The sequence below is a fragment of the Deinococcus terrestris genome (assembly GCF_009377345.1).
In the GTDB taxonomy this organism is placed as follows: domain Bacteria; phylum Deinococcota; class Deinococci; order Deinococcales; family Deinococcaceae; genus Deinococcus; species Deinococcus terrestris.
Genome location: NZ_WBSL01000016.1, coordinates 27,964 through 42,956 on the forward strand (window position 1 = coordinate 27,964; position 14,993 = coordinate 42,956).

Here is a 14,993-nt window from a genome sequence, read left to right on the forward strand (position 1 = left end):
CATCTGCAGTCCCGGCGCGGGTCTCATCCAGATAGCCTCTGGCCATGCGCTTCTTACTTCTGCCTGTGCTGGGATCGGTTGCCCTCGCGACCCCGGCCATACCTGTAACCAACGCCCACACCCCGGCCACCCTGGTCAACAGCTTGGCGGTCAAGCGCAACTGGACGCTCGAGGAAAGCGCCTTCTGTAAGGAACGTGCTGCGGCGCAGGCCAGCATCGCGTATCCCAAGAAAGCGGCGTCCAAGTTCAAGTACATCAAAACGTTCAGCTTCCGGACGCCGAGCGCCGCCAACAACGAGAGGGTGATGCTGGACTACACCAATGCGGGCTTTCAGGTGCCTTTTCCCTGGCAGGATGGTCAGTGGCTCAGCCGCCAGTACACGGCAGACGCGACCCCCCGCTATACCTACCTGCTGGAGATGCAGGACCGTCCCAGGGTGGCGGGGACCTACAGCACCGTGGCGAGCGCCTGTTTGACGGTGTTCGGGCTGCGTTAGGTTGCCGTGTGATCAAAGACGACATGGCTATCCACGCGGGCATCCCCGAGAAAGCGGTCAAAGCGGCCCTCCAGCAGATGCGGTCGCAAGAAGCACTTTCCGAAGTGACCTGGGATGTCGCGCGTTCGCGCCCAGGGCGGCCTATCAAGGTGTACTTCGAGGCGAACGGCTCGGCCGAGCTGCAACTGGCCAAGCGGGCGCTGGAGCAGGCACTCCAGGCCAACGGGTTTGAGCTGTATCCCTGAGCCGATCGCGCTACTTTGCGGTATGGACCGAGAGCATCCCACTCCCCCGCGTGAAGACGCTCCGCCGACCCTCGCCGGGCCGATGCACCTCGTGGTGGACGGTATCGAGGGAACGGTCGCCCGCGTCGAGCTCCCCGACGGCACCACCGCCGATTGGGATCTCGCCAGCCTGCCGCGCGGGGTCCGGGAGGGGGACGTCGTCCGGCTGCACGTCGAGCATGGCGACCTCGAGATCGAGATTGACCACGCGGAGACCGCGCGGCGGCGTGGTGAAGCCCAGGCGCAGCTCGACGCCCTGAATCAGGCGACCCCTGGTGGGGAGATCGACCTGTGAGGGGGCTGCTCGCGCTGACGGTTCTGGCCCTGGGCACCGCGCAGGCGGCCCCCCTGACCATTCGTTTCCTCGATGTAGGCCAGGGGGACGCGGTCCTCATCACCTCGCCCGAGGGCAAGAGCGTTCTCTACGACGGGGGCCGCAGTGAGGCCCGGATGCAGACGCTGCTGCGGCAATACGGCGTACAGGGCCTCGACCTCGTGGCCGCCAGCCACGGGGACGCCGACCACATCACTGGGCTGATTCCGGCGGTGACGCTCTACAAGCCGAAGTTCTTCCTGAACAACGGCATCGCTGCGACGACGCAGACGTGGAACAAGCTGATCACCGCCACCCAGAAGGCCGGGACGCAGGGTTTGGTCGCCAGAGACCAGCAGGTCATCAACCTGGGCAGCGTGAAGCTCACCGTGCTCGCGCCTCCTCCGGGGATGCCCAGGGGAGAGCAGAACGTCAATTCAGTAGGACTGCTCGTGCAGTACGGCTCCTTCCGGGCGCTGCTGACGGGCGATAGCGAGACCGCGGAAACAGCGGGGTGGCTCAAGCGGTACCCGGCGAGCTTCCTGGGTCCCATCGACGTGTACAAGAGCATCCACCACGGGGCCGCCAATGGGGACAGCGCGGCGTGGCTGGCGGCGGTGCGCCCCCGCAACGTGGTGATCGGCGTGGGGCCGAACAACTACGGTCACCCGACGGGGGCGGCGCTGAACCTGTACCGGAAGGTGGGGGCAAACGTGTTCCGCACGGATCAGCAGGGGACGGTCACGGTCACGGTGCAACCGGGGGGCAAGTACGCCATCACGACCGAGCGGCAGGGGGGCGTGAAGCCTGCACCAGCGGCAACGCCGACGCCCAGACCCCAACCGGCTCCTACGCCCGTCACGCCCCCACCGTCGAGCGTGTATTACCCGAACTGTGCGGCCGCCCGTGCGGCGGGAGCGGCCCCGGTGCGGGTCGGACAGCCAGGGTACGGGCGGCACCTGGACCGGGATGGCGACGGGGTGGGCTGCGAGTAGAACAGCACTGCCGCTCAAGACGACGTTTCTTTGCTTGTTCGTCGCTCTGGGAAGCTCCGCGACGGTATAGAGCTTCATGGCGGCGCGTTCCGTGCCAAGTTCGACCAGCTGGAACGGGCCTTAGGTTCTGTCCTCACGGCGGAATGCTGGCGTGAAGGAGGGTCAGGGTACAGTGGACCATGTCCCTGCCTCTGCTGGAGTACCGGTGAGCCTGTCCCCCGAGGCCGTTCCTCCAGCGGTGCCGCTCGGGCAGTTGGAAGAGGTGCTCACCGCCTATGACCTGCCTGGGCCGGTGGGTCTGACCTGGTTGCGCCGCGGCTTCAACGACCACTACGAGGTCACGGCTGGTGCGTCCCGCTACATTCTGCGTGTCTACCTGCCGGACAAGCCCTACATCCGGAGCCTGAGCGACTTTCAGGCCGAGGTCGAAGCGCTGAACGTCCTGGCTTTGGAAGGCCTCCCGGTCAGTGCCCCGGTGCCCGACCGGAGGGGCAACCTCCTCACCAGGCTGGAGGTCGAGGGCGGGTCCCGTCCTCTGGCCCTCTTTACCTATGCCCCAGGTGAGGAGCGGCGTGGGCGGGACTTCACCGAGGCCGCCGCCAGGAACCTGGGGATGACCCTGGCCCGTATTCATCAGCTCGCCGATGAGCGGCACCTGGGTCGGGACCGCTACACCCTGGACGAAGAATTTCTCGTGGACCGCCCCATTGCTGCCCTGCGCCGTGCCCTGGGGGCCGACGCGGACGGTCTGGAGACCTACGGGGAAACCTTGAAGGCTGGCCTCCGTCACCTTCCCCGTACCCAGGGAGCCTTCGGGTTCATTCACGGGGACCTGCATACCGGAAACCTGCGGGTGGAACATGACCGCTGCACAGTGTTCGACTTCGATCACGGGGCACAGGGGTGGCGAGCCTACGACCTGGCGGTCTTGAGGATGAGTCTCCCGGATGGACCGTGGGCGGCCTTGCTGGAGGCGTACCGCTCGGTCCGTCCCTTCAGCGAAGAAGAAGAGGCCGCCCTGCCGCTGCTGGCCCAGGTCCGGGAGCTGTGGGATCCGGGGGATTTCCTCACGATGCTCTACACCGGGGCGTGGGGTCCACCCACCATCCCCGAGAAGGGGCTCGACCGGATTCGGACCCAGGTGCGGGGATGGCTGGACGCCGGGAGCCCACCGTCTCCAGAACAGCCGTCCTAAGCGGGCCGAGCAAGGCGTCTTGGGAGCCCGTGACGGGTCTAGTCCCGTTCGCACGCGGCTGTGGAGGCTGTAGGGTACACTCCTACGCCCCTACACAGTGCGCGCTTGTCGTTTAACTCCAAAAGATCAGTTTCAGCAGCGTTGTCAGTGAGCTCCCGGTAGCTTCTGTGCAGGTCGCCCGGATGTCCCGGCAGTGCTGAGCCTCAGCACGGAGGTGTTCAGCGCGGTCACTCGAAGAATCAAAGTCCCTCACGTCCCTCTCCTTTGCCGGTGGGCACCTTCGCTCATCGGCTGTCCCTATCGTGCGCGGGGAGGCCCAACCGCACATCCGCTCACTTGCACACCTGGTCTGCGCCGAATGGCTGAGGGGTCCGGTGACGGGAAGGAGAAGGTCGCTCAACCACGGTGACGCAGAGTCGGGAGGTGGTGCGAGGACGCGGACACCTGTCAGGTGTCCGCTGCTGCCCGTGCGATGGTCCTGTCAGGTTAGGGTCCAAGACCCTCAGCAGGTGGTGTCAGAAAATCTCAAACTCGGCCCTATCCTGACGCCTTTCCCACCCTGTGCTTGACGTCAGGTTGGGGTATACCCCAATTGGACGAACGTCTCCTCTTTGCAGCTTCACAGGCCAGGAATCTGCCCGGGTAGCCTTCGGGGCCGCCACAGGACCATCCGCCAGGCGAAGGCCAGCGTCAGTCCCGTCAAGACCAGCACCACCACCCACGCCACGCCGGGAAGCTCCCCTACCAGCGTTACCCGGCCCAGCGACGCCGCGGCCGACATGAGGCACAGCAAGTTCCCCAGGCCCAGCGGTCGCCCGTAGATCCCGCCGATGGGGTTGCCGCGCCCCCACCAGTTGATGACGCCCAGGCCCAGCAGCCCACTCGCGGCGAGTTGTGCCAGCGCCTCACCGGCCACGGAGGGCGCGCCGAGCCAGGCGGCGGTTAGGCCGGCCGCGAACAGCAGAGGCAGACCGAGCGTGAACAGCAGCGCGGCACTCGCAGTCAAGAGCCAGCGTCCGGCAGCATCCTGGGGCATGCAGGCACCTTGCCGTATCCTCAACTTGCTGTGCAAGACGTCCCAGAAAGTAGGCCTTACCGCGTCGACAGCGCCCTCCAGGCGCGATTGCTTATGGACCGCGCGTGGCTGCGGCTGCTCGATGTGTTCACGCCCGAGGCGCGGGGCATAGCCGACGCCGCCCGCACGCTCGGTGTGACAACCGAATGGCTCTTCAAGCGCGTCCGGCGCCTCGAGCGTGCCGGACTGCTTACCGTGCAGGACAGCCGACCGCGAGCGGGCCGCGCGGTGCGACTGTACCGCGCAACCTCGGACACTTTTTTCGTGCCGTTCTCGCTGGTGCCGCCCGAGACGGTCGGTCGGCACAACCGCGCGCAGCACCTCGAGCTGTTCGAGACAGCGATTGGGCGGACGTTCCAGCGCGCACCGTTCGACCAGCATGGGTGGGGCTTCGTCACGGCCCATGCGCCCAGCGGCGACGTGTTCTTCCGGATCATGCGGGAAGACGGCGTCCTGTGGACCGACCTGGGCGAGGCGGCGCCGGTGATGGTGAGCGGGTGGCACCTGCTGCACCTCTCGCCGGGCGACGCACGCGAACTGCAGGGGGAACTGCGCGCGTTGCACGATCGGTACGCGGGCCGCGCGGGCGAGGTGCCGTTCCTGCTGGGCATCTTCCTGGCCGACACCACGAACGTCCCTGGACTGGAGCACGCCCGCGAGGACAGCGGCGACGCCTGAGAGTCAGGATAAGGGTGTCAGCGGGTATACCCGAGCCTGAGGTCAGAAGCAGGACTCTTTCGTCGGTCACCGGATCAACGGCCGTAGGGTGTACGGGCAGGCATCAGGGATTTGGGACCAGTCAACGGTGGCCAGCCCCACTGCCTCAGCTCCCGGAACAAAGCTTGCGAACGGATGCAGCATGCAGTCGGCCAACGCGATTTCGCTACGCCGAGTGATAGAATCCAGTTGATGACTGCCGCGGCTTCCCCTGAACCACAGACCCTGACTGTCCTCAAGGCGCTGGCGAACAACATCCGCTATGAGATCGTCCGGATCCTGGCGCGGGGCGAGCGCTGCGTCTGCGACCTGGAGGCCGCGCTGAATCTGCCGCAAAGCAAGGTCTCCTATCACTTGGCGGCTCTGCGCGACGCTGGCCTGATTGTCGGGGAACAACGCGGTAAAAACAGCTTCTACCGCCTGTTGCCGGAGCCGCTGTACCTGCTGGGTGGCGAGCTGCTGCGCGACATCTACCTCGCTGAACTACCCCTGACCTATCAATCTGGGCCGGTGTGTTAGGTTGCGAGTATGCTCCGTGTCCTGATTCTCTGCACCCACAATTCCGCCCGCTCCCAGATGGCCGAAGCCCTAACCCGGGCCGCTGCCCAGCGCCTCGGACTTGACCTCGAAGTGCAGTCCGCCGGAACCGAGGCCACCCGGGTCAAGGATGACGCCAAGACCGTCATGGCTGAGATCGGCCTGAACCTCGACGGACAGACCAGCAAGACGCTCTGGGACGTGCCGGACTGGCAGAACTTCGATTATGTGATCACGGTCTGCGACTCCGCTGCTGAAGCCTGCCCGGCCTATCCAGGCAAGACGCACCGCTTGCATTACCCCTTTGTCGATCCCTCGGGCGGGAGCTTGGACCGCTGGCGAGAGGTCCGTGACCAGCTTGAAGGGCAGTTCGGCGCCTTCGTGCAGGCCCTGGGGGACGGGCAGCCCGTGCCCGCGAGCTACGACGACAATCCCGCCGTGAACGCCCAGTAAGCCTGATGCTGCTCGCTGTTCTGATTTTCCTGCTGACCCTCGTCCTGGTCATCTGGCAACCCAAGCTGAAGTGGCAGCCTGGAGGCCTGGGCATCGGGTGGAGTGCGTCCCTCGGGGCAGGGTTGGCCCTCCTGACAGGCGTGGTCAGCGTCTCCGACATCCCGGTCGTCTGGGACATCGTCTGGAACGCGACCATCACCTTCGTCGCCCTGATTATCATCAGCCTGATTCTCGACGAGGCGGGCTTTTTCAAGTGGGCCGCGTTGCATGTCGCCCGCTGGGGAGGCGGACGTGGACGGCTGTTGTTCCCGCTGGTGATCCTGCTGGGGGCGGCTGTCAGCGCCCTGTTCGCCAACGACGGTACCGCGCTGATTCTCACGCCCATCGTGCTCGCGATGTTGACAGCTCTGGGTTTCCGGCCAGCGGCCACCTTGGCGTTCATCCTCGCCACGGGCTTTATCGCAGATAGCGCCAGCCTGCCGCTGGTGATCAGCAACCTCGTGAATATCGTCAGCGCCGACTACTTCAACCTGGGCTTCGGGGAGTACGCCTCGGTGATGGTCCCGGTCAACATCGCGGCGGTCCTGGCCAGTCTCGGCATGCTGTACCTGATGTTCCGGCGGGACCTGCCGGGTCGCTACGACCCGGGCACGCTGGAATCGCCGGGCAGCGCCGTCCGGGATCCGAAGGTGTTCAAGGTCGGCTGGGTGGTCCTGGGGGTGTTGCTGGTCGGGTATTTCGCGGCTGGTCCCCTGGGGATTCCGGTGAGCGCGGTCGCCGTGCTGGGTGCGGTGCTGCTGTGGTTCGTTGCCGCCCGTGGGCACGTCGTAAGCACCCGGAATGTTCTCAAGGGCGCCCCCTGGCAGATTGTGGTCTTCTCGCTGGGGATGTACCTGGTCGTGTACGGCCTGCGCAACGCGGGGTTAACCGACCTGCTGGCCGGAGTGCTTGACCGCCTCGCTGCCGGGGGCCTGTGGACCGCCACCCTGGGCACCGGCTTCCTGATGGCCTTTCTGGCCAGCGTGATGAACAACATGCCCAGTGTGCTGATTGGAGCGCTAGCCATCGACGCGAGCCAGGCGACCGGAGCCGTTAAACAAGGCATGATCTACGCGAACGTCGTGGGCAACGACCTCGGCCCGAAGATCACGCCCATCGGCAGCCTCGCCACGCTGTTGTGGCTGCACGTGCTGGCCAGCAAAGGGGTGCGGATCGGGTGGGGCCAGTACTTCAAGGTCGGCCTCGTCCTGACCCTCCCTGTCCTGCTGGTTACCCTGGCCGCCCTCGCCCTGCGGCTCTCGTGATGAAGGAGGAAGGCATGAATGTCCCATCGGTTCTGTTCATCTGCACCGGCAACACCGCCCGCTCCCAGATGGCCCAGGTCCTGCTCGAACACCACGGCGCGGAGCGCTTCCGGGTCATGTCCGCGGGGCTGGAGCCGGGCGAGGTCAATCCGCTCACCCGGCAGGTGCTGGAGGAACGGGGCCTGCCCACGGGCCATCTTCAGGCCAAGGGCGTGCGTCCTTTGCTGGGAGAGCATTTCACCTACGTCATCACCGTTTGCGACCGGGCAGAGCAGAACTGCCCCATTTTCCCGCACGCCTCTTACCGGCTCTCCTGGGCCTTCCCGGATCCGGCCGCCGCCCAGGGCAGCGAGGAGGAACGCCTCGCCGTCTTCCGGCAGGTGCGCGAGGAGATTGAAGCGAAAGTACAGTCGTGGGTGCAGGTGGGCGCATGAGAATCGCGGTGTTCGGTGACGTGCACGGGAACCGCTTCGCGCTGGAGGCGGTCGCGCAGGACATCGAGCGGCACGCACCGGACGCCTGGGTGAACCTTGGGGACCAGGTGTTCGGCGGAGCAGATCCGGCCGGCGCCTGGCAATTGCAACAGCAGCTCAAATCCGGATACGGGGTGTTGGAGGTGCGGGGAAACACCGACGAGCGCCTGGGCCACCCTCTGACCGCGACGACCCAGAAGCGGGAGATGCTGGCGTGGCTGCATGCCGTGCTGCCGGAAGGTGCGGGCGCCGCCGTGGCAAGCCTACCGACCCGTGTGACCTTAGCAGACGGCGCAGTGATGGCCGCCCACGGCACACCAGACAGTGCCTGGGAGTACCTGCTGCGCGACGGCAAGGCCTGGGCCAGCGACGACCTCGTCCGGGAGCGGCTGGGGGACACAGGCGCCGCGCGGATGGTGATCGTGGGGCACTCGCACCTGGAACATGTCCGGCAGCTCGGGGACCTGACCGTGGTGAACGCCGGTGCGGTCAGTCGCCAGAAGGACGGCTCGCCACTGGCCCGCTGGGTTCTGCTGGAGGGCGAAGGGCAGGGATGGAACGTCACCTTCCGGCGGGTGCCCTACGACGTGGAGGCGGCCGCCAGGTGGGCCGAAGAGCACGCGCACAAGGGAGAAAAGGAAGCCGCGCAGCTCCGCACGGGCCAGTCGAGAAAGCACTGATGTTGGCGGGGGCCGCCGGTCCCCGCTGAGCCTGGAGCTCCCTGGGCGGCGAAGTTCAGCACGTTGCCCCGCCGCATCAGGTGTCCTACCGCCGCGCAAGGGCCTGACGCACCTCGATCACGCTGACGCTCCCCTCGGGGTCACGGGTGTAGTCCACACTGGGCTCCCCCTCGTTGGCGACGAGCAGCCGCGACCCGTCCGGGGTGAAGGTCAGCATGTCGGGGAGGGCGCCCACCTCCACCGGACGCGCTCGCTCGGTCCCGTCCACGTTCAGGAACACCACCCGGCCACTGGCCTGACGGTCCGCGTCGTTCTGGACCGCCACCGCCACCACGCCGCCCTGCACGGCCACACTGTTGCCCTGTCCGCCGTAGGGGGCCAGGGGCACCGATTTCACCAGGGTGGGCCGGGTAGGATCGGCCACGTCGAGGATGTCCAGGGCTGCGGCAGCCCCGTTGACCACGAAGACGCGCCGACTCTGCGGGTCGTAGGCGGGGATCTCGGCGGCGCCCGCTCCCACGGCCCCGGGAGCGCGGTAACGGCCCCGCACGCTCAGCGCTCCCTCTGGCCCCACGCGGTAGAGCGTGGTCGTGTTGCTGCCCTCGTTGGCGACGATCAGCAGGGGCTGCCCATCCGGGCTCTGTGAGGCGGGCACGAATACCAGTCCCTCGGGGGCCAGGTCGCCCGCCAGCGGGTCGGTCCTGGGGTCGCGCGTGAAGTCGCGGGTGTTGAGGTACTCCGCCACCGTGGGGGCTGTGGGGACGCTCACGTCCAGCACCAGAACGCCGCCCACCCGCTCCAGGCCCACGAAGGCGAAGGTCCGCCCCCCCACCTTCCCGACCGTGACGCCCTCGGGTTCAGGCCCCTTGTTGTCGCTGCGGTTGTCGGGCGCAGTGCTGTCACTGTTGGCGTTGAAGTGCCCCGGCAGGCGGCGGGCCGTCTCCTGCTCGATCAGGTCGCCGCTGTCGTACAGCCGCGTACCCTGCGCGTCGAGGATGCTGACCGAACGGCCGCCGAAGGCGTACAGGGCGTCGTGGTCCCCATCGCCATCGGTGTCGCCCAGCGTGCGGGTGACGGTCAGGCGGCCCAGCGCCGTGTCCGCTTGCAGCTCGGCCGCGTTGGGAAATGCGGCCGGATCGAGCTTGAGCTTGCCCACTGTCACCTCCTCTTTGTAGCCGTCGTAGTCCCGGGCATCCCCCTCGTTGGCGGTGATCAGGTAGGTCTGGCCCCCCACGTCGAAGGCGGCCACCGCATCGGGCTGGTACAGGCCCCGAACCGGCACGGGGCGGATGTTCACGCCGTCTTTGTCACTGGGGTCCAGGCCCGCGTCCGCCGCAGAGTGATCCTTGAATCCCAGCGGCACCAGCCCCGTGACCTTCAGTGTCCTGAGGTCGAGCCGGACCAGGGCGTTGTTTTCCTGGAGGGTGACCCAGGCATGGCGGCCATCCGGGGAGACGGCGATGGACTCGGGTTCGAGGTCCTGGCTGGCGCTCGCCCCCGGACCGAAGACCCGGATGCCCTGTGCCCGCAGCGCGGCCTCCTGGCCGTTGAAGGCCCGGAAATCGAGGGTGGTGACCAGCGGAGCCGGGTCCGTCACCAGCCCGCATCCGCTCAACAGGCCCACACTCAGGATCGCCGCCATCGCTCGCTTCATGGACACACCGTAGGGGCCAATCTTCACGTCCCGGTCAGCTGCTTCGGCGAGGTCACCCTGCCCACGGCCGGGAAGGAGCCGACGGTCTCCTGACGAAGCCGCGGCAGGGTTCGGGTGGGCCGCACACGCTGCCGCCCGATGGAGGACGCGTCCCGCCTCGCCTGTACCGGGACGCACGAGCAGGAACCAGTGGAGGTCCGGTGCAACTCCGGACGCCTGCATCAGCCAGGGAGCCGAAAGGCTCCCTTTCGTCTGGCGCCCATGCAAAGCCCCCGGTCAGCAGTGACCGGGGGCAGGTGGACCCGCGGCTCAGTTGCCGTCGAAGATGCCCGGAAAGAGGGTCCGGGCTGGCGTCAGGCTCTTGCTGGCTGTCCAGTACGGCAGGCCGGGGGTGGCGTTTCGCACGAGAAAGCGCCCGGACTCGCTGACGGTCATCACGGCGTTCCAGCCCGCCCGGAGCGTGAGGTCGTAGTGGGTGTTCAGGCCGGTGCAGCGGCCACGAATGGTCGCGACGCGGTCGCTGTACATCCACTGGGACCGCCGGGTGGGGTCATGGGGATGATCCGCCTGGGCCAGCAGGGTCACCGCATTCCGGGCGGGCTGAAAAACCATCAACTGCTCCGCGACGTAGGTCCGGGGCTCGCTGGGAGTGCTGCGGACGCCGGGACACAGGCCCGCAGGACGCACAGGAGGCCGGAACCCATCGGGAATGCTGAGGCTGAAGAAGTTGCCCTGCAAGTTGCCCATTCCCACGATCCGTCCCTGGGCCAGGTTCGTGAGCAGGACCAGGGCGCGCTTTCCCTGGCCGACCGAGAGGTTGCGAATCTCCCCCTGGATGCCGACAGCATGGGCAAGCCCAGACAGGGGCAGCAGGGCGCCGATCAAGAGACGACGGCCGACAGCGGGGAAGGTGAACTGTGACACAATGGGGACAGTAGGGGAGGAAGATCAGCGCTTCATCAGTCTTTCTTTTCTCCCAGGAGTCAGGCCAATCTGGGCCTCAGGACGCCGGACCGGGAGTGGAAACTTTTCGGTGCCTTCCGAAAAGTTGGAACGTGAGGTCCGGCGTCCTTCTTCGCTCGGTTGATCTGGGAATCAACGGCGGTGGACTCAGCTCTCGGTGTCTGGTTCGAGGCCTTCCGTCCGCGCGAGGTGCCGGTTGGTCTCGACCACCTCGGCTCCGGAACCCACCAGGGCTTCGACTTCCTCGGCATCCAGCCCTTCCCCGCTTGGAACAGGCGCGGGGGGTGCTGGACGGTTCGCTGCGTCGGTGGGGGCCGGCCCCTGCTCCGCCGGGGCCGGGTCGGTCGCCTCATGGTCAGGGTGGACGCTGAGCAGGGGACCAGGGGGCAGGGGGCGGTCATCAGGGGCCATGGCCTCAGCCTGCTTCTGGAATGTCAGGGCAGTCTGCCCTTCAGCTCAAGTGGGGATGAAGGCCAGGGGCAGGAGGTCCGTCAGGCCTGGTCGGAGGCCCGGACGGTCAGGACCGGTACGGGCGACCTCCGAACCACCGCCTCTGCCACCGAGCCCAGGATGAAATGGGACAGCCCCTGCCGGGCGTGCGTGCCCATCACAATCAACTCCACGTCCTTTTCCCGTGCAGCGTTCAGGATTTCGTTCACCGGGTCCCCCAGAGCCAGAGCGAAGGTTTCACGCTCCTGCAACTGGTCTTCCAGCTCTGTGAGTGCCTGCGCGTTCCCACCCAGCCTTGCTCCGGACCCCAGCAGCTCCAGGGCCGGGGGAGGGGCCAGGCGTTGAGGCTGAACGTACAGCAGCGTCCGCACCGCACCCGGGAACCGGACCCGCGCGGTCTCCAGGGCCTGCCAGGCTGAGGGCGAGAACAGGAATCAGGAAGACAGCACCAGCCGATCTGAGGATGGAGCGTCCCTTGTCCTGAGCACTGACGGGGCCACCGACGTAATCTCCTGGGGCATCCGTCATGTTGACGTACTGGGTGCTCCCATAGGCACAGACCGGAACGCTCTGCCCGTTCACCGTCAGACTGGCTTCCGTCGCCGTTGTGTCGCCTGCCTGCAAGGTGGCCGCAATGAGGGGAAGCCCTACCTGCCGGGCGTCCAGGCCCGGGCATGTGGAGTGCCCCCCGAAAACTGGACGGTCAGGACTAGAGACTCAGGCTCGCCCCCAGCCATAGGCTGGAAAGTGAGGCGACCTCTATGAAAACCCGTCAGTTCTCCGAAGACCAGATCATCAAGCTGCTCCAGGACGCCAAAAAGGGCGACAAGCCTGTCGAGGAGCTTTGCCGCGACCTGGGATGCAGCACCGCGTCCTACTACACCTGGAAGAAGAAGTACGGCGACACTACCCCCGACGAAGCCAAACGGCTTCGTCGCTTGGAGAAGGAGAACGCTCGTCTCCTGCGGATCGTCGCCTGCACACGCGTTTCCCGACTTCCTCGCCACTTTTGACCCCTAGAGAGGGCTGCAGGCTGGCGCCGCCCGTCATCTCGGCGAAGCTCAGAGCAACGGCCGCCGTATTTCCAGCCGGATCACGCAGCTGGTAGGCGACGTTTCCCCTGGACAGGGCAGAGGTTCCGTTTCCCAGCAGGCCCCACAGGTTCACCTCTCCAGCCTGAGCACCGGCGGAGAGAGCCGTTAGTGCCAACGCTAGTGCACGCAGGCTGCGGTTCACCTCATACCGATTCCCGTTCTCTCTTCGGTCGCAAATGCAACAGCGTGGCCAAGCTGAAGAATTGGCTCTCGAACCCACTCCAGCGAGATCTGTCAGCTGGAGAGGTACGCCTCGACCACGGTGCGAACGGCTTCCTGCGGGTGCCGCTCGATCACGAACTGAGGGATTCGCAGGAAGCGCCACCCCTCTGCGGCAGCCAGTTGCTCTTTGCGGTCGTCACGTGCCTGTGCCTGGGGTGAAGAATGGTAGGCCTCGCCATCGACCTCGACCAGTAGGCGGACCTGTGGAAACGCCAGGTCGACCACGTAGGGCCCCAGGGGGTACTGCGCGACAAAAGCCAGACCGGCTTCCCGCAGGTGGTCACCGAACAGACGTTCCAGGTCGCTCGACCGCAGGTGGGCCAGCTGCACCTTGTGAGCGGTGATGCACTCGTTCGAGCAGAAGGAGGCGTACGGGCTGCCGACCCGAGCACGGGAAAGGGCGAAGGCTTGGCCGCAGCGGGCGCAGGTGCGCGTCACCTTGGGGGTCATGCCTGAGACTACCCGGAGAAGGGGCTTGTTTCCGCACAGGGGGAAGGAGGTTCCAGAGATTCCTCAAGGGGCCAGCCGCAGGGAAACGACGGCGACGCTCTTCGCTGTTGAGGGCAGAAGACCGGGCCTTCGAGCATCCACCCCCACCGCCTGGGTTCCATCACGAGCCGCTCTTTAACTCTTCCGGGGACCACTGCCGGAGTCAACCAGGGTCTCTGATTCCGGCCTCAGCAGCTCTGCCGCGTCCAGTCCGAAGGCATCGGCAATGCGGCCGATGTTGTCGATGCCCAGATTGCGCTCCCCCCGCTCGATGCCTCCGATGTAGGTGAAGTGCAGCCCGCTCAGCTCTGCCAGGACCTCCTGGGTCAGCCCACGGGCCTTGCGAAGAGCACGAACATTCTGAGCGAACCGAAGACGCAGGGGATGCGGAGTCACCCCCCCACTCACCCGCAACTTCAGATCTGATTTCCATAGACGATGAGTATTATTTTTGAGTAGGTTGTGGGTATGGCCTCCCCCGAGTTCCCCGGCACCCCACCCATTGAAGGTCCTCTCCCCTGGATCACCCTGCAATTGCTCGGCATCATCCACGACCTCGACAACCACCGTGGCTTTAGGGAAGACCCATCGCCTCCACCCAATCTGGAAGAAGTCCTGCGGGCCTTGCGGGGGTATGGGGAGGAGCTGGCCGCGGGCCAGCCAGGTGGCCAGGGAACAGGTCTGACGAACCAAGAGGCCCGCCAGATCGCCGCCACACACGTGGTCCGTGTCACTGGACTCCAGCCCTACCTGGTCACCCCTGACCGGCTCCGAGCGGAGCTGGGAGACCTGACCGCGACCGCCACCTCAGCGCCGTCCCAGGCGCTGATCCAGCTCCACACCCTGACGTACCTGCTGTCGACCCTGACCAGTGAGCCCATGGAGTTCAAGGCCGACCTGAGCCGTGTCCGTCCCCTCTCCGTCGCGCAGCAGTTGGTCTACCGGGCTTACCGGGTGGCTCTGGTCGCCCGATCGGAGCAGCAATCGTTGTACCGGGATGTCGTGGCGGCGGCGCATGCGGACGTGGACTTGCCCTACCACCTGGAGGAACTCGCCGAAGGGCACGGGGGGGCACCAGGCCTCCAACTTGGAAGTTCCAGTGCCTGGATGAGGCGGCCGACGTCGCAGCGGGAACGGGAGCAACTCATGACGGTGGTCGAGTCGATGTGTCGTGTGCCGCAGCCCACCGAGCGACAGCGGGGAGCGCTCGCGTACGCGGCCGCGCAGCTCGTCCGACGGTGGCGGCATGAGCAGGACGTCGATGCGGTCATCGCCGCAGCCAACTTGCGCGTCCTGCTGGAGCGTCAGGGAATCCAGTGAGGAGGGCGACGCCATGATGGGACTCCCTTTCCCTCTTGAGCCCTACCCTGGAAGAAGGAGGCCGCTATGAAAGGTGTGAGCATTCATGTGATCCCGGACCACGGCATCGACCTCATTGCCATCAGCAACCAAGAGACCATTACGGTCGAGGGGTAATGCTCCAGGAAATCCTTCCAAAATCACCCGCCCCCTTGCGAGGGTCGGGCACACTGGAGGGAAAGTATGGGGAAGCAACGGAAAAACTGGCCGACGGACACCAAGGAGCAGATCGTCCTGGC

20 protein-coding genes are annotated in these 14,993 nt (G+C 66.3%); 13 read left to right on the plus strand and 7 right to left on the minus strand.

The window, feature by feature from the left end; all coding sequences use genetic code 11:
• Nucleotides 1–44 precede the first annotated feature (44 nt).
• The 5 genes from F8S09_RS15990 to F8S09_RS16010 all read left to right on the plus strand — a co-directional run bounded on the left by F8S09_RS15990 (nucleotide 45) and on the right by F8S09_RS16010 (nucleotide 3,284).
• The gene (locus F8S09_RS15990; RefSeq protein ID WP_152872466.1) at nucleotides 45–497 is read left to right on the plus strand and encodes a hypothetical protein; all 453 of its coding nucleotides are present in this window, start codon (nucleotides 45–47) and stop codon (nucleotides 495–497) included.
• Between the two features lie 8 nt (nucleotides 498–505).
• The gene (locus tag F8S09_RS15995) at nucleotides 506–742 is read left to right on the plus strand and encodes a hypothetical protein (RefSeq protein ID WP_322618875.1); all 237 of its coding nucleotides are present in this window, start codon (nucleotides 506–508) and stop codon (nucleotides 740–742) included.
• Nucleotides 743–764: 22 nt separating this feature from the next.
• Nucleotides 765–1,076 (plus strand): DUF3006 domain-containing protein, encoded by a 312-nt coding sequence (locus F8S09_RS16000; protein WP_227978747.1) that lies wholly within the window; start codon nucleotides 765–767, stop codon nucleotides 1,074–1,076.
• Nucleotides 1,073–2,089, plus strand: a complete 1,017-nt coding sequence (locus tag F8S09_RS16005; RefSeq protein WP_322618876.1) for an excalibur calcium-binding domain-containing protein — start codon at nucleotides 1,073–1,075, stop codon at nucleotides 2,087–2,089. The genes F8S09_RS16000 and F8S09_RS16005 overlap by 4 nt, the downstream gene beginning before the upstream one ends.
• Nucleotides 2,090–2,294: 205 nt before the next feature.
• Complete coding sequence (locus tag F8S09_RS16010) at nucleotides 2,295–3,284, plus strand: phosphotransferase enzyme family protein (protein ID WP_194165405.1); 990 nt, start codon at nucleotides 2,295–2,297, stop codon at nucleotides 3,282–3,284.
• A gap of 619 nt (nucleotides 3,285–3,903) precedes the next feature.
• Here F8S09_RS16010 and F8S09_RS16015 read toward each other — a convergent pair.
• The gene (locus F8S09_RS16015) at nucleotides 3,904–4,320 is read right to left on the minus strand and encodes a hypothetical protein (RefSeq protein WP_152872468.1); all 417 of its coding nucleotides are present in this window, start codon (nucleotides 4,318–4,320) and stop codon (nucleotides 3,904–3,906) included.
• A gap of 93 nt (nucleotides 4,321–4,413) precedes the next feature.
• Here F8S09_RS16015 and F8S09_RS16020 point away from each other — a divergent pair, with 93 nt between their 5' ends.
• From F8S09_RS16020 to F8S09_RS16045, 6 genes are all read left to right on the plus strand, one after another.
• Nucleotides 4,414–5,037: a hypothetical protein gene (locus F8S09_RS16020; protein WP_152872469.1), complete on the plus strand. Its 624-nt coding sequence runs from the start codon at nucleotides 4,414–4,416 to the stop codon at nucleotides 5,035–5,037.
• A 231-nt stretch (nucleotides 5,038–5,268) separates the two neighbouring features.
• Complete coding sequence (locus F8S09_RS16025) at nucleotides 5,269–5,595, plus strand: ArsR/SmtB family transcription factor (protein WP_152872470.1); 327 nt, start codon at nucleotides 5,269–5,271, stop codon at nucleotides 5,593–5,595.
• A gap of 9 nt (nucleotides 5,596–5,604) precedes the next feature.
• Nucleotides 5,605–6,066, plus strand: a complete 462-nt coding sequence (locus F8S09_RS16030) for an arsenate reductase ArsC (protein ID WP_152872471.1) — start codon at nucleotides 5,605–5,607, stop codon at nucleotides 6,064–6,066.
• A gap of 5 nt (nucleotides 6,067–6,071) precedes the next feature.
• Nucleotides 6,072–7,370 (plus strand): arsenic transporter, encoded by a 1,299-nt coding sequence (locus tag F8S09_RS16035; protein ID WP_152872472.1) that lies wholly within the window; start codon nucleotides 6,072–6,074, stop codon nucleotides 7,368–7,370.
• Nucleotides 7,371–7,384: 14 nt separating this feature from the next.
• Nucleotides 7,385–7,804 (plus strand): arsenate reductase ArsC, encoded by a 420-nt coding sequence (locus F8S09_RS16040; RefSeq protein ID WP_227978748.1) that lies wholly within the window; start codon nucleotides 7,385–7,387, stop codon nucleotides 7,802–7,804.
• Complete coding sequence (locus F8S09_RS16045) at nucleotides 7,801–8,523, plus strand: metallophosphoesterase family protein (RefSeq protein ID WP_152872473.1); 723 nt, start codon at nucleotides 7,801–7,803, stop codon at nucleotides 8,521–8,523. The genes F8S09_RS16040 and F8S09_RS16045 overlap by 4 nt, the downstream gene beginning before the upstream one ends.
• Nucleotides 8,524–8,608: 85 nt before the next feature.
• Here F8S09_RS16045 and F8S09_RS16050 read toward each other — a convergent pair whose 3' ends face one another.
• The 4 genes from F8S09_RS16050 to F8S09_RS16065 all read right to left on the minus strand — a co-directional run bounded on the left by F8S09_RS16050 (nucleotide 8,609) and on the right by F8S09_RS16065 (nucleotide 12,021).
• Nucleotides 8,609–10,177 (minus strand): choice-of-anchor I family protein, encoded by a 1,569-nt coding sequence (locus F8S09_RS16050; RefSeq protein WP_152872474.1) that lies wholly within the window; start codon nucleotides 10,175–10,177, stop codon nucleotides 8,609–8,611.
• Nucleotides 10,178–10,486: 309 nt separating this feature from the next.
• Nucleotides 10,487–11,101 carry a hypothetical protein gene (locus tag F8S09_RS16055; RefSeq protein WP_152872475.1) on the minus strand — a complete coding sequence of 205 codons (615 nt, stop codon included), beginning with the start codon at nucleotides 11,099–11,101 and terminating at the stop codon, nucleotides 10,487–10,489.
• A gap of 186 nt (nucleotides 11,102–11,287) precedes the next feature.
• Nucleotides 11,288–11,551, minus strand: a complete 264-nt coding sequence (locus F8S09_RS16060; RefSeq protein ID WP_152872476.1) for a hypothetical protein — start codon at nucleotides 11,549–11,551, stop codon at nucleotides 11,288–11,290.
• Nucleotides 11,552–11,631: 80 nt separating this feature from the next.
• Nucleotides 11,632–12,021, minus strand: coding sequence for a universal stress protein (locus tag F8S09_RS16065; RefSeq protein ID WP_152872477.1), 390 nt, complete (start codon nucleotides 12,019–12,021; stop codon nucleotides 11,632–11,634).
• Between the two features lie 330 nt (nucleotides 12,022–12,351).
• Here F8S09_RS16065 and F8S09_RS16070 point away from each other — a divergent pair, with 330 nt between their 5' ends.
• On the plus strand, nucleotides 12,352–12,603 hold the full coding sequence (locus F8S09_RS16070; protein WP_152872478.1) for a transposase: 252 nt from the start codon (nucleotides 12,352–12,354) through the stop codon (nucleotides 12,601–12,603).
• A gap of 315 nt (nucleotides 12,604–12,918) precedes the next feature.
• On the opposite strand, the gene F8S09_RS16075 is transcribed toward F8S09_RS16070, so the two are convergent.
• Together F8S09_RS16075 and F8S09_RS16080 are read right to left on the minus strand one after the other, a co-directional pair.
• The gene (locus F8S09_RS16075) at nucleotides 12,919–13,356 is read right to left on the minus strand and encodes an endonuclease domain-containing protein (RefSeq protein WP_152872479.1); all 438 of its coding nucleotides are present in this window, start codon (nucleotides 13,354–13,356) and stop codon (nucleotides 12,919–12,921) included.
• 174 nt (nucleotides 13,357–13,530) lie between these two features.
• Nucleotides 13,531–13,791 carry a helix-turn-helix domain-containing protein gene (locus F8S09_RS16080; protein ID WP_322618877.1) on the minus strand — a complete coding sequence of 87 codons (261 nt, stop codon included), beginning with the start codon at nucleotides 13,789–13,791 and terminating at the stop codon, nucleotides 13,531–13,533.
• A 72-nt stretch (nucleotides 13,792–13,863) separates the two neighbouring features.
• On the opposite strand from F8S09_RS16080, the gene F8S09_RS16085 reads away from it, so the two are divergent.
• Complete coding sequence (locus F8S09_RS16085) at nucleotides 13,864–14,715, plus strand: hypothetical protein (RefSeq protein ID WP_152872480.1); 852 nt, start codon at nucleotides 13,864–13,866, stop codon at nucleotides 14,713–14,715.
• The last annotated feature ends 278 nt before the right edge of the window (nucleotides 14,716–14,993 follow it).

Bases quoted from the DNA above. Each gene is read 5' to 3' on its own strand.
- F8S09_RS16050 (WP_152872474.1), bottom strand. From the start codon at position 10,177: ATGAAGCGAGCGATGGCGGCGATCCTGAGTGTGGGCCTGTTGAGCGGA.
- F8S09_RS16045 (WP_152872473.1), top strand. From the start codon at position 7,801: ATGAGAATCGCGGTGTTCGGTGACGTGCACGGGAACCGCTTCGCGCTG.
- F8S09_RS16040 (WP_227978748.1), top strand. From the start codon at position 7,385: ATGAATGTCCCATCGGTTCTGTTCATCTGCACCGGCAACACCGCCCGC.
- F8S09_RS16060 (WP_152872476.1), bottom strand. From the start codon at position 11,551: ATGGCCCCTGATGACCGCCCCCTGCCCCCTGGTCCCCTGCTCAGCGTC.
- F8S09_RS15990 (WP_152872466.1), top strand. From the start codon at position 45: ATGCGCTTCTTACTTCTGCCTGTGCTGGGATCGGTTGCCCTCGCGACC.
- F8S09_RS16035 (WP_152872472.1), top strand. From the start codon at position 6,072: ATGCTGCTCGCTGTTCTGATTTTCCTGCTGACCCTCGTCCTGGTCATC.
- F8S09_RS16030 (WP_152872471.1), top strand. From the start codon at position 5,605: ATGCTCCGTGTCCTGATTCTCTGCACCCACAATTCCGCCCGCTCCCAG.
- F8S09_RS16020 (WP_152872469.1), top strand. From the start codon at position 4,414: ATGGACCGCGCGTGGCTGCGGCTGCTCGATGTGTTCACGCCCGAGGCG.
- F8S09_RS16015 (WP_152872468.1), bottom strand. From the start codon at position 4,320: ATGCCCCAGGATGCTGCCGGACGCTGGCTCTTGACTGCGAGTGCCGCG.
- F8S09_RS16000 (WP_227978747.1), top strand. From the start codon at position 765: ATGGACCGAGAGCATCCCACTCCCCCGCGTGAAGACGCTCCGCCGACC.
- F8S09_RS16085 (WP_152872480.1), top strand. From the start codon at position 13,864: ATGGCCTCCCCCGAGTTCCCCGGCACCCCACCCATTGAAGGTCCTCTC.
- F8S09_RS16075 (WP_152872479.1), bottom strand. From the start codon at position 13,356: ATGACCCCCAAGGTGACGCGCACCTGCGCCCGCTGCGGCCAAGCCTTC.
- F8S09_RS16070 (WP_152872478.1), top strand. From the start codon at position 12,352: ATGAAAACCCGTCAGTTCTCCGAAGACCAGATCATCAAGCTGCTCCAG.
- F8S09_RS16025 (WP_152872470.1), top strand. From the start codon at position 5,269: ATGACTGCCGCGGCTTCCCCTGAACCACAGACCCTGACTGTCCTCAAG.